The organism is Scandinavium sp. (genome assembly GCF_051650185.1).
Taxonomy (GTDB): domain Bacteria; phylum Pseudomonadota; class Gammaproteobacteria; order Enterobacterales; family Enterobacteriaceae; genus Scandinavium.
This window is the reverse complement of record NZ_JBOFIN010000103.1, coordinates 1-12,167: the sequence shown is the minus strand read 5'-3', so window position 1 is coordinate 12,167 and position 12,167 is coordinate 1. Positions and strand designations below refer to the sequence as shown.

Here is a 12,167-nt window from a genome sequence, read left to right as displayed (position 1 = left end):
ATACTGTAGAATGGCGATGAACCGACTCAAAAGCGAATTTAACGCTCTGGTGAACCGCGGCGTGGACCGACATCTGCGCCTCGCCGTCACCGGGCTTAGCCGCAGCGGTAAAACCGCATTTATCACCGCGCTGGTGAATCAGTTGCTGAACCTGCATGCGGGGGCGCGAATGCCTCTGCTGAGCGCGGTGCGTGAAGAGCGTCTGCTCGGCGTGAAGCGTGTGCCGCAGCGCGATTTTGGTATTCCGCGCTTTACCTACGACGAAGGGCTCGCCCAGCTGTATGGCACACCGCCGACCTGGCCGACGCCGACGCGAGGGGTGAGTGAAATTCGCCTCGCACTGCGTTTTCGTTCTAACGACTCTTTGCTGCGTCACTTTAAAGATACCTCGACGCTTTACCTGGAGATTGTCGATTACCCGGGCGAATGGCTGCTCGATTTACCGATGCTGGCGCAGGATTACCTGAGCTGGTCACGCCAGATGACCGGGCTGCTACAGGGCCAGCGCGGTGAGTGGTCTGAACGCTGGCGCAAGCTGTGTGAAGGGCTCGACCCGTTGGCTCCGGCCGATGAGAACCGTCTGGCTGAAATCGCCCAGGCGTGGACCGATTATCTGCATACCTGTAAGCAAGAAGGACTGCATTTTATCCAGCCGGGGCGCTTTGTTTTACCGGGCGATATGGCAGGCGCACCTGCGCTGCAATTCTTCCCATGGCCGGATGTCGACGGCGTTGGTGAAGCTCGTCTGGCGCAAGCTGACAAACACACGAACGCAGGTATGCTGCGTGCACGTTTCGACTACTACTGCGAGCATGTGGTCAAAGGGTTCTATAAAAATCACTTCCTGCGATTCGATCGGCAAATTGTGCTGGTGGACTGCCTGCAACCGCTCAACAGCGGGCCTCAGGCGTTCAATGACATGCGCCTGGCGCTGACGCAGCTGATGCAAAGTTTTCATTATGGGCAGCGCACGCTGTTCCGCCGTTTGTTCTCGCCGGTTATCGACAAACTGCTGTTTGCGGCCACCAAAGCCGATCACGTGACCGTCGATCAACATGCCAACATGGTTTCACTGCTTCAGCAGCTGATCCAGGATGCATGGCAGAACGCCGCATTTGAGGGCATCAGTATGGATTGCATGGGGCTGGCTTCCGTACAGGCGACGCAAAGTGGGCTGATTGACGTCGACGGCGAGAAGATCCCGGCGCTGCGAGGGAATCGCCTGAGCGACGGCCAACCGCTGACGGTCTATCCGGGCGAAGTGCCAGCCAGGCTGCCGGGTCAGGCATTCTGGGAAAAGCAGGGCTTCCAGTTCGAAGCCTTTCGCCCGCAGGTGATGGACGTGGACAAACCGCTGCCGCACATCCGTCTGGATGCGGCGCTGGAGTTTTTGATTGGAGATAAATTGCGATGAGCGAACCGTTAAAACCGCGAATCGATTTCGCCGGGCCGCTGGAAGCGGAAAAAAGTGAGCAACTGCGGGGCGCCCAGACGTTCGAACAAAGCCAGGCTGACACCTTTGCGCCTGCGCTGATTGACTCGCCGCTGGAAGATGAAGGGCAGGCGGAAGCCGTGGTAGAAGCGGCGCTGCGCCCAAAACGCAGCCTGTGGCGCAAAATGGTCACTGCGGGGCTGACGCTGTTTGGCGTGAGCGTGGTCGCGCAAGGCGTGCAGTGGACGATGAATGCCTGGCAGACCCAGGATTGGGTCGCCCTGGGTGGCTGCGCAGCAGGGGCGTTGATTGTCGGGGCTGGCGTTGGCTCTGTTGCCACTGAATGGCGACGTTTATGGCGTTTGCGTCAGCGCGCGCAGGAACGTGACGAAGCGCGGGATCTGCTGCATAGCCACGGAAATGGTAAAGGGCGCGCATTCTGCGAGAAACTGGCTGAGCAGGCGGGAATTGATAAATCCCATCCGGCACTTCAGCGCTGGTATGCGTCTCTTCATGAAACGCAAAACGACCGTGAAGTGGTCACGCTGTATTCGCATCTCGTTCAGCCTGTGCTGGATGCTCAAGCTCGTCGTGAAATTAGCCGCTCAGCCGCTGAATCCACGCTGATGATTGCCGTCAGCCCGCTGGCGCTGGTGGATATGGCTTTTATCGCCTGGCGCAACTTACGCCTGATTAACCGCATCGCCACGCTGTATGGCATCGAACTGGGTTATTACAGCCGCCTGCGTCTGTTCCGTTTAGTGCTGCTGAATATCGCTTTTGCCGGCGCCAGCGAACTGGTGCGTGAAGTGGGCATGGACTGGATGTCGCAGGATCTTGCCGCGCGCCTTTCTGCTCGCGCCGCTCAGGGCATCGGGGCAGGGTTGCTGACGGCACGTTTGGGCATCAAAGCGATGGAAGTATGCCGTCCGTTGCCCTGGATCGACAACGATAAGCCGAAGCTCGGCGATTTCCGCCGCGAGCTGATTGGGCAGCTGAAAGAGACCGTGAACCGGAAATCTTCATAGAACGCTGTCCGGTGTAAATAATTATCCACACATAAATCAGGTGAATGTCACATTCTCAGCAGCCAGAAGAAAGTGCTATGAGACATTCACCTGTCTGATGTGTTATCGCTTTCCCCTGCAAGGACATTATTCTTCAGGGGAGTCTTTTATGCGTAATATCAGCAAGGTGGCGATGTCGCTACTCTCTTTATTTCCAGCGCTGGCTCTGGCCCATGTCGGGCAGGACGGCGGCACGCATCACACCTTAAGTTTTGCCGAGGGCTTTCTTCATCCGCTGACCGGGGCCGATCACCTGATTGTTATGCTGCTGGTGGGGATCTGGAGCGCCATGAATACCCGTCAGTGGTGGCTTGCGCCATTGGCCTTTGCGGGGTTGCTGCTGGCAGGCGCATTAGCAGGTATGGCGGGTGTGACGTTAAGCGGCACAGAAATTATTGTCGCGGTCTCGCTGCTTGGCCTTGGGGCGATGGTGGCATTGCAGTTGAAATTGCCCGCATTGACGGGGGCGTTCGTCATTGGTGCTTTTGCGATTTTCCATGGGCTGGCGCACGGTGCGGAGCTTTCTCACTCTGTTGCTGCGCTCTCTGGCATGGTTCTCGCGACAGCCGGGCTGCATTTGGCCGGTCTGGGTATCGGCTGGCTTATTATCCGGTCTTCAGTGCAGCAACGCTGGGTGCGTGTGCTCGGCGGTTGTGCTTCGCTTACCGGAATAGGCCTTCTCGCTGCAACCGTGTGGATACTCTAATAGAAGTAATAGCCACCTGCGAAGCAGGTGGCTATTACCTTTGTGGACTAAAACTTAGAGCTGATGCAGTTCAACGCCATGCTGCAGTAACAGTTCTGAGTGGCTGCCTTCATGACGGTAGACGTCGTACTGAACTCCACCTGCCGTAACAGAGCCTGCCATATCCAGCGAGTAATCATGAACATTAACGGTATCGCCCCGGTTACCGTTGATAACCAGTTGTTCGTAGCCATCATGGAATACGGCGTCTTCCTGGCCCTGAGTGGCGAAATCTTTCGCGTCAAGATCATAAACATGCGGGTTATCGTAAACCTGATTCAGGTTAACGCCATGCTCAATTAACAGCTCTGAGTGGCTACCTTCATGGCGATACAGATCGTATTGCTCGCCTTCAACAGTGATTGTCGAGGTGAAATCGAGGTCGTAATCATGCACATTGACCGTGTCACCAGCATTGCCGTTGATCACTATCTGATCGTAACCATCACGGAACAGTTGGTTTTCAACACCATCATGCGCGAAATTATCGGCAGTCAGGTCGTAGGTGTGAGGATTGTCATAAACCTGTTCGAGCACCATACCGTGTTCAAGCAGGAGTTCAGATTTGCTACCCTCATGGCGATAGAGGTCATAAAGAGTACCATCCACGGTGAGGGTGGTGGTAAAACTTAAATCATAGTCATGGACGGTGACTGTATCACCAGCATTTCCATTAATGACGATCTGCTCATAGCCGTCGCGATAAAGTTGATTCTCGATACCGTCCTGAGCAAAATCACGAGCGGTCAGATCATAATGATGTGGATTGTCATACACCAGATTCAACTCAACGCCGTGTTCCAGCAGTAATTCAGACTGACTCCCTTCGTGACGGTAAAGATCGTATTGTGTTCCTTCGATGGTGACAGTGCTGACTAATTCTAACTGATAGTCATGAACAGTAACGGTATCACCAGAATTGCCGTTAATAACAATTTGTTTGTAACCATCGCGATACAGGAGATTTTCAGTTGCATGATGAGTAAAGTCATCCGCTGTTAAATCATAGTTAGTTGAGTGAAGTGACTTTAGTGAATTTGCTGAAGGCGTGGAGATTGATTTGTAAACCTCGGATGCGGCTACCGACTGGTCTTGTTGCGCTGCGATTGTTGCGCCAGCAACAACGTCGGTGGACTGTATTTCATTTTTTTGGCGTGTAGTAATTGAGCTCATAATTTCTCGTAAATAATTTGTAAATTGAGTAAACACTGCTACTGAGCAGTCAGTAAAGAGTAATTACAAATGGCCATTTTTTCATGGAAAACACTTTTCTGAATTTTAGCGGTAATGGGTTTTAATATTTAAGGGCTAGTCGTATTTTCATTTTTTTTACCATTTAAGCCCTGTGCAATCTGGCTGAAGTAAATATTTCCGATGAGCGATCTCTGGACTTTAATATCCACGAAAAAAATTTAAATGTCGATTTTAAATTGATGGGGGTCGACATGAGGTTCTTTTTCGGATGCATTTGAGCAGGTCAGGGTTGGCAGTGGGGAGATTGTATTGAAGGATTTATGTTTCGTTATGTCCGTAGTGATGTGAAAGGTTCTTCCCTCTTTCTGCGCTATCCGCGAAACTTTACGGCAAAGTGCCTGATTTCCCGCCATACTGTCAATAATTGTTGACAGCCATCTTCCTCGAAGCTGCGAACTGTCTTATCATTCCGCTGTTATTGGCTATGAGGGTTACTTTTCCCATGCGTCTTGAAGTGTTTTGTGAAGATCGGCTTGGTCTGACACGTGAGTTGCTTGATTTGCTGGTGCTGCGGGGCATTGACTTACGCGGTATCGACATCGACCCCATCGGCCGAATTTACCTCAATTTTGCGGAGCTGGATTTTACCAGTTTCAGCACGTTGATGGCGGAAATCCGCCGTATCTCTGGCGTGACCGACGTGCGTACTGTGCCGTGGATGCCTTCCGAGCGTGAACATCTGGCGCTGAGCGCCTTACTTGAAGCGATGCCAGAACCTGTGCTTTCACTGGACACCAAAAGCAAGGTCGAGCTGGCGAACCCGGCGAGCTGCCAGCTGTTTGGGCAATCGCAGGACAAACTGCGCAATCACAATGCCGGGCAATTGATTAACGGTTTTAACTTCCTGCGCTGGCTGGAAGGATCGCCGGTGGAATCTCATGCCGAGCATGTGGTTATCAACGGCCAGAACTTCCTGCTGGAAATTACCCCTGTGACGCTGGAAGGCGAAAACGCCACGCGTGTGCTGATGGGCGCGGTGGTGATGCTGCGTTCAACCCTTCGTATGGGCCGCCAGTTGCAGAACATGACCAGCCAGGACGTCAGCGCGTTCAGCCAGATCATCGCTGCAAGCCCGAAAATGCGTCACGTCGTCGAGCAGGCTCGCAAACTGGCGTTGCTCAGTGCGCCTTTGCTGATCGTCGGCGATACGGGAACCGGGAAAGACTTGCTGGCGAATGCCTGCCATCTGGCTAGCCCGCGTGCGCAAAAGCCGTATCTGGCGCTGAACTGCGCTTCGATTCCGGAAGACGCGGTGGAAAGCGAGCTGTTCGGCCACGCGCCGGAAGGCAAGAAAGGTTTCTTCGAGCAGGCCAACGGTGGCTCGGTGCTGCTGGATGAAATTGGTGAGATGTCGCCTCGCATGCAGGTTAAATTGCTGCGTTTCCTGAACGACGGCACTTTCCGCCGCGTGGGGGAAGACCATGAAATCCACGTCGATGTGCGCGTTATCTGCGCCACCCAGAAAAACCTGGTGGAACTGGTGCAGAAGGGGCTGTTCCGCGAAGATCTCTATTATCGCCTGAATGTGCTGACGCTGAACCTGCCGCCGCTGCGCGATCGTCCGCAGGACATCATGCCGCTGACCGAACTGTTTGTGGCGCGGTTCGCGGATGAGCAGGGCATCGCTCGTCCAAAACTGGCTTCTGACCTCAACACCGTGCTGACGCGCTATGGCTGGCCGGGCAACGTTCGACAGTTGAAAAACGCGGTTTACCGCGCGCTGACTCAGCTGGAAGGCTATGAACTTCGTCCGCAGGACATCCTGCTGCCGGATTACGACACCACGACGGTCGCGGTGGGCGAAGATGCGATGGAAGGGTCGCTGGACGACATCACCAGCCGCTTCGAGCGTTCGGTGCTGACCCAGCTTTATCGCAGCTTCCCAAGCACCCGCAAGCTGGCAAAACGGTTGGGCGTGTCTCATACCGCGATTGCCAACAAACTGCGTGAATATGGCCTGAGCCAGAAAAAGGGTGATGAGTAAGGGCCTGGCCCAATGGAGTCAACTGCTGCTGATTTCAGCGGCAGTCTCCGCCATTTTGCTTTATTTCCATCTGCCTGCGGCCCTGTTATTAGGGCCGATGGCCGCCGGGATTATCCTTAGCCTGCGCGGCTCAACTCTCAGTATTCCTCGTCCTTTCTTTCTTGCTGCTCAGGCCGTCATCGGCTGCATGATTGCTCAGACGCTCACTTCCTCCATTCTGGGCGTGTTACTGGCGAACTGGGGCATAGTGCTGGTGATTTTATTCGCCACACTCGGCGCGAGCGCCTTGTCCGGATGGCTGCTGGTGCGCTATAGCGCGCTGCCTGGCGCAACAGGTGCGTGGGGTTCTTCACCCGGTGGCGCATCCGCTATGGTCGCTATGGCGCAGGATTATGGCGCGGATGTTCGGCTTGTCGCTTTTATGCAGTATTTACGCGTGCTGTTTGTGGCTGGCGCGGCGGCGCTGGTGGTGCGATTTACGATGGGCAGCGATGCGCAGGCGCTGAGCCAGGAGATTGTCTGGTTCCCGCCGCTGGATGTGAATTTCGTCTGGACGATAGCGCTCACGGTGGCCGCTGGTGTGCTCGGGCGGCTGAGCCGTTTCCCCTCTGGCGTGATGCTGTTTCCGATGTTGACAGGCGCAGGGCTGCAAACCGGTGGCTGGCTCACCATTGAACTGCCGGAATGGCTGCTGGCGCTGGCTTATATGGCGATTGGCTGGAGCATCGGGCTGAAGTTCAACCGGGCCATTTTTATGCTGGCGCTGAAAACGCTGCCGCAAATCATCGCCTCTATTCTTTGCATGATGCTGCTGTGCTCGCTGATGGCGTTTGGCTTAACCGAACTCCTGGGGCTGGACTTTATGACGGCATATCTGGCAACAAGCCCTGGCGGGCTGGACACGATTGCCATTATTGCGGCAGGCAGCCATGCGGACATGTCGTTTATCATGGCGATGCAGACGCTGCGGTTGTTCAGTATTTTGCTGACGGGACCTGCGATTGCGCGGTTTATCTCGCGTTATGCGGTGAGAGCTGAAGCGGTGTGAAGGAGAGCGTCCTGACCCGAAGGCCAGGACGAAAGGATTACGCTTTCAGCGCATCCAGAGCGGCGGTGTAGTCTGGCTCGTTGGTGATTTCGTTCACCAGCTCGCTGAAGACCACAGCGTCGTTCTCATCGATAACCACCACGGCACGAGCGGACAGGCCTTTCAGCGCGCCATCGGCAATGCCAACGCCGTACTGCTGCAGGAACTCAGGCGCACGCAGGGTGGACAGGGTGATGACGTTGCTCAGGCCTTCAGCGCCGCAGAAGCGGGACTGGGCAAAGGGCAGGTCAGCAGAGATGCACAGAACCACGGTGTTATCCAGTTCGGTGGCCAGTTGGTTGAATTTACGCACGGATGCCGCGCAAACGCCGGTATCAATGCTTGGGAAAATGTTAAGCACTTTACGCTTGCCCGCGAACTGGCTCAGTGCGACGTCGGAGAGATCCTTAGCGACCAGAGTGAATGCTGGTGCTTTGGCGCCCGCCTGCGGAATGGAGCCCTGAACGGAAACGGGGTTGCCCTGGAAATGCACAGTTTGTGACATGATTATCTTCCTGTTTACATATAGTTAACGTCGCGGCTAGTGTATGCCAACAATCATAACGACAGCAAATCCTTTTAGTGCTGGTAAATCGAGGTGCAGGGAATGAGAAGTTTGAGAGTATACGAGGAAGCCTGGCCGCTACATACCCCTTTTGTCATCGCCCGCGGCAGCCGCAGCGAAGCGAAAGTGGTGGTGGTTGAAATTGAAGAAAATGGGGTCAAAGGCACCGGCGAATGCACACCTTATCCACGCTATGGTGAGAGCATCGAGTCGGTGATGGCACAGATTGTCAGCATTGACGAAAAGCTTGAAGCAGGCGCGGATCGTGAAGAGATCCAACGGCTCCTCCCTGCTGGTGCAGCAAGAAACGCTGTGGATTGCGCACTGTGGGATTTGGAGGCGCGCCAGGCCGGGCAATCTTTGGCTCAACTGACGAAGGTGGAACTTGCCGACAGAATCACCACCGCGCAGACAGTGGTGATTGGCACGCCGGATCAAATGGCGAACAGTGCCAAAGCCTTGTGGGAGAAGGGCGCGCATTTGCTGAAGGTCAAGCTCGACGATCACCTGATCAGTGAACGCATGGTGGCTATCCGCGCCGCAGTGCCTGATGCCACGCTGATTGTGGATGCTAACGAAGCCTGGCACAGTGACGGGCTGGCGGCGCGCTGCCAGCTGCTTGCCGATCTAAATGTGGCGATGCTTGAACAGCCATTACCCGCCAGTGAAGATGCGGCGCTCGCTAACTTCATTCACCCGCTGCCGATTTGTGCGGATGAAAGCTGCCACACCCGCGAAAGCCTGACGAACATCGCCGGACGCTACGAGATGATCAACGTGAAGCTGGATAAAACTGGAGGATTGACGGAAGCGCTGGCTCTGGCAGCGGAAGCCAAAGCGCAGGGTTTCGAGGTGATGCTTGGCTGCATGCTTTGCACTTCCCGTGCCATCAGCGCGGCACTGCCGCTGACACCGAAAGTGCGCTTTGCCGATCTCGACGGCCCCACCTGGCTAGCCGTCGATGCGGAACCGGCCCTACGCTTTGGAACCGGTGCGCTTTATTTGTGAAGTTCCGGATGCCAGTGCAGAAGCCCGGTCATCGCGGCAAGGTATTTCTCGCTGGCTTCATCGGATGAAATCGGTGGGAATTCAGCGGTGATGCAGTGCAGGCCAATGTCCGCACACCAGCTGCCGAATGAACCTGGCGTGGCGTAGCCGACGCTGGTGACTAACGGCAATTCAAAGGCGTCGGCCAGCCATTTCCCGAGCACGGTTTGCTGCGGATCTTCAATGCAGGCCAGTGGGTCATGAAACGAAACCACCCAGGCCGGGTGAATTTTATGAATCAGCTGACAGAGTGCCTCGGTTTCTGGTTCGGAACCGGGGTTGTCGCCTGTCAGTAAAACCACATCACGGCTTTCTGCCGAACTGTTCCAGCGATAGACCGTTTCACCCGCCTTCCAGTTTGCTGCCGGGAAATTCCTGTTGAGATCCACCCCGTTGGCATTGGCGCGTAAGCCTAACTGGCAGCCGTCCGGATTGACGGTCAGCACCACATGATGGCGACGTAAATCGGGCGCGAGCGTACGTAGCGCACAGGAAAGCGTGACGATTGACGAGTTTTCATCGCCGTGGGTGCCCGCAATGATCAGGCCACTGTTGTGATCGGCCAGCGGCGCGGGAAACCAGATGAGCGGGGCGCCCAGCAGTGAACGGCCATAGTGTTGCGTACCCGGCGGAAACGCGCCGCGCTGTTGACGTGGTCGGGTGAAAGACATACTCATTCCTGCATTATTGTGTTGTTTCTGGCAGTGTTGTGCAAAACCGGCAGATAATCAACGGGTTTACCGTGAGCATTTTCTTACGAATATTCGCGCAGCCGTCAATTAATTGTCACAAGTCGTTTGCAATTCTTCCTGCCGAAACAAATAATTACCCGACTAAGTTGGCAGGGTTTATCTGAATAAAGGGGATCCCATGAAGTTTCCTGTATCGCTTCTGTGTTATGCGCTGGCGCTGGGCGGCGTCTCTTCACTGGCTGTTGCGGCGGATGTGCCGCAGGGTACCGTTCTGGCACAGCAGCAGACTCTGGTTCGCCATATTAAAGATGAACCCGCGTCGCTGGATCCGGCCAAAGCCGTGGGCTTGCCGGAAATTCAGGTGATCCGTGACTTGTTCGAAGGGCTGGTCAATCAGGACGGAAAGGGCAACATCATTCCGGGCGTTGCCACCAAATGGCAGACCAACGATAACCGCGTCTGGACCTTCACGTTGCGTGACGATGCTAAATGGTCCGATGGCACGCCTGTCACCGCACAGGATTTCGTGTACAGTTGGCAGCGTCTGATTGACCCGAAAACCACCTCCCCATTTGCGTGGTTTGCAGCGTTAGCCGGCATCACCAATGCGCAGAACATTATCGATGGCAAAGCGACGCCCGATAAGCTGGGCGTGACGGCGGTCGATGCCAAAACCCTGCGCGTACAGCTTGATAAGCCGCTGCCATGGTTCGTAAATCTTACCGCTAACTTCTCACTCTATCCGGTTCAGAAAGCCAATGTCGAAAGTGATCCGAACTGGACGCGGCCTGGCAAGCTCATCGGCAACGGTGCCTACGTACTGAAAGAGCGCGTAGTGAACGAAAAACTGGTTGTCGTGCCGAATACCAACTACTGGGATAACGCCAAAACGGTCATCAAACAGGTGACGTTTGTGCCGATTAACCAGGAATCTAACGCCACTAAACGCTACCTGGCGGGAGATATTGATATCACCGAATCGTTCCCAAAAAACCAGTACAAGCAGCTGCTGAAAGACATTCCGGGGCAGGTTTATACGCCGCCGCAGTTGGGAACCTATTACTACGCCTTTAACACGCAGAAAGGCCCAACCGCCGATGCGCGAGTCCGTCTGGCCTTAAGCATGACTATCGATCGCCGGATCATGGCGGACAAAGTGCTGGGCACGGGCGAAAAACCAGCCTGGCGTTTCACGCCGGACGTGACCGCAGGCTTTACGCCGCAGTCATCAGAAATGGAAAAAATGAGTCAGGAAGAGCTGAACGCGCAGGCAAAAACGCTGCTGACTGCGGCGGGGTACGGCCCGAATCGCCCGCTGAAGCTGACGCTGCTGTACAACACCTCTGAGAACCACCAGAAAATTGCTATCGCGGTGGCCTCAATGTGGAAGAAGAATCTTGGCGTAGACGTGAAGCTGCAAAACCAGGAGTGGAAGACGTATATCGACAGCCGTAACACCGGCAACTTCGACGTGATCCGCGCTTCCTGGGTGGGGGATTACAACGAGCCGTCCACCTTCCTGTCGTTGCTGACCTCAACCCACAGTGGCAACATTTCACGCTTTAACGATCCGGCGTATGACAAAGTCATTAACCAGGCCACGCTGGAAACGACCGAAAAAGCGCGTAATGCAGACTATAACGAAGCCGAGAAAATCATTGCTTCCCAGGCTCCGATTGCCCCGATTTATCAGTACACCAATGGGCGCTTGATCAAACCGTGGCTGAAAGGCTATCCGATTGAGAACCCGGAAGACGTGGCGTACAGCCGGACGATGTACATCATCAAGCATTAATAACTGTGCCTTAATTAACCCGGCACATCAGCCGGGTTAATTGTCTGAAAACCACGTAACTCACATGGATAAAGCTCCCGCTGCGAACTACGCTTTAAAAGATAGTCTGGAGTGGGAGGGCTTATGTTGACGCATTCTGAAGCCAAGCGATGGGCGGCAATCATGCTTAAATCAGCACTCTGTGATGGCATGCAGGGCGAAGAAATTGCCCGTCAGGTCCATCTGGTCTGTGATAAACACGGCAAAGAGTGTCTGGAAGAGCTCATTGAAGAGATTTTGATGGAGGCCGGGCGCATTGGCCCCCAGCATAGCGCTGGAGAGTTTAAGCACCATTAACGCCATGGGTACTAAAACCGCCTGCGGGCTAACACCGATCGGTTAAGCAGAATGATCGGTTGAACGATCCGGCGGGTAGACGACAATAGCCTCATCAATTTTCTGATGGGGCTTTTTTATGCTTTCTTCCTGGCTCGACGATACCCAAACCTGGGCCGAACCC

Annotated in this window: 11 protein-coding genes; 8 read left to right on the top strand and 3 right to left on the bottom strand. The window is 54.8% G+C overall.

Going from position 1 to position 12,167, the window contains the following annotated elements; all coding sequences use genetic code 11:
• The first annotated feature begins 16 nt into the window (after nucleotides 1–16).
• From ACRCWW_RS13395 to ACRCWW_RS13385, 3 genes are all read left to right on the top strand, one after another.
• A complete protein-coding gene (locus ACRCWW_RS13395) occupies nucleotides 17–1,414 on the top strand; it encodes a YcjX family protein (RefSeq protein ID WP_438682866.1) in 1,398 nt (465 codons plus the stop codon).
• A complete protein-coding gene (locus tag ACRCWW_RS13390) occupies nucleotides 1,411–2,460 on the top strand; it encodes a TIGR01620 family protein (protein ID WP_438682852.1) in 1,050 nt (349 codons plus the stop codon). Before ACRCWW_RS13395 ends, ACRCWW_RS13390 begins: the two co-directional genes overlap by 4 nt.
• 148 nt (nucleotides 2,461–2,608) lie before the next feature.
• Nucleotides 2,609–3,205, top strand: coding sequence for a HupE/UreJ family protein (locus tag ACRCWW_RS13385; RefSeq protein ID WP_438682851.1), 597 nt, complete (start codon nucleotides 2,609–2,611; stop codon nucleotides 3,203–3,205).
• Between the two features lie 54 nt (nucleotides 3,206–3,259).
• Here the strand turns inward: ACRCWW_RS13385 and ACRCWW_RS13380 are convergent, their stop codons facing one another.
• A complete protein-coding gene (locus tag ACRCWW_RS13380; protein WP_438682850.1) occupies nucleotides 3,260–4,417 on the bottom strand; it encodes a hypothetical protein in 1,158 nt (385 codons plus the stop codon).
• Nucleotides 4,418–4,940: 523 nt separating this feature from the next.
• Between ACRCWW_RS13380 and tyrR the strand changes: the two genes are divergently transcribed.
• Together tyrR and ACRCWW_RS13370 are read left to right on the top strand one after the other, a co-directional pair.
• Nucleotides 4,941–6,482: a transcriptional regulator TyrR gene (gene tyrR, locus ACRCWW_RS13375; RefSeq protein ID WP_438682849.1), complete on the top strand. Its 1,542-nt coding sequence runs from the start codon at nucleotides 4,941–4,943 to the stop codon at nucleotides 6,480–6,482.
• Nucleotides 6,475–7,530, top strand: a complete 1,056-nt coding sequence (locus ACRCWW_RS13370) for an AbrB family transcriptional regulator (protein ID WP_438682848.1) — start codon at nucleotides 6,475–6,477, stop codon at nucleotides 7,528–7,530. Before tyrR ends, ACRCWW_RS13370 begins: the two co-directional genes overlap by 8 nt.
• Nucleotides 7,531–7,567: 37 nt before the next feature.
• Here ACRCWW_RS13370 and tpx read toward each other — a convergent pair whose 3' ends face one another.
• Complete coding sequence (tpx, locus tag ACRCWW_RS13365) at nucleotides 7,568–8,074, bottom strand: thiol peroxidase (RefSeq protein ID WP_404656060.1); 507 nt, start codon at nucleotides 8,072–8,074, stop codon at nucleotides 7,568–7,570.
• 102 nt (nucleotides 8,075–8,176) lie between these two features.
• Here tpx and ycjG point away from each other — a divergent pair, with 102 nt between their 5' ends.
• Nucleotides 8,177–9,142, top strand: a complete 966-nt coding sequence (ycjG, locus tag ACRCWW_RS13360) for an L-Ala-D/L-Glu epimerase (protein ID WP_438682847.1) — start codon at nucleotides 8,177–8,179, stop codon at nucleotides 9,140–9,142.
• Here ycjG and mpaA read toward each other — a convergent pair.
• Nucleotides 9,133–9,852 (bottom strand): murein tripeptide amidase MpaA, encoded by a 720-nt coding sequence (gene mpaA, locus ACRCWW_RS13355; protein ID WP_438682846.1) that lies wholly within the window; start codon nucleotides 9,850–9,852, stop codon nucleotides 9,133–9,135. The two genes, ycjG and mpaA, sit on opposite strands and share 10 nt — an antisense overlap.
• Before the next feature lie 199 nt (nucleotides 9,853–10,051).
• Here mpaA and ACRCWW_RS13350 point away from each other — a divergent pair, with 199 nt between their 5' ends.
• The gene (locus ACRCWW_RS13350) at nucleotides 10,052–11,668 is read left to right on the top strand and encodes a peptide ABC transporter substrate-binding protein (protein WP_438682845.1); all 1,617 of its coding nucleotides are present in this window, start codon (nucleotides 10,052–10,054) and stop codon (nucleotides 11,666–11,668) included.
• Between the two features lie 123 nt (nucleotides 11,669–11,791).
• On the top strand, nucleotides 11,792–12,004 hold the full coding sequence (locus ACRCWW_RS13345) for a hypothetical protein (RefSeq protein WP_330981817.1): 213 nt from the start codon (nucleotides 11,792–11,794) through the stop codon (nucleotides 12,002–12,004).
• Nucleotides 12,005–12,167 lie beyond the last annotated feature (163 nt).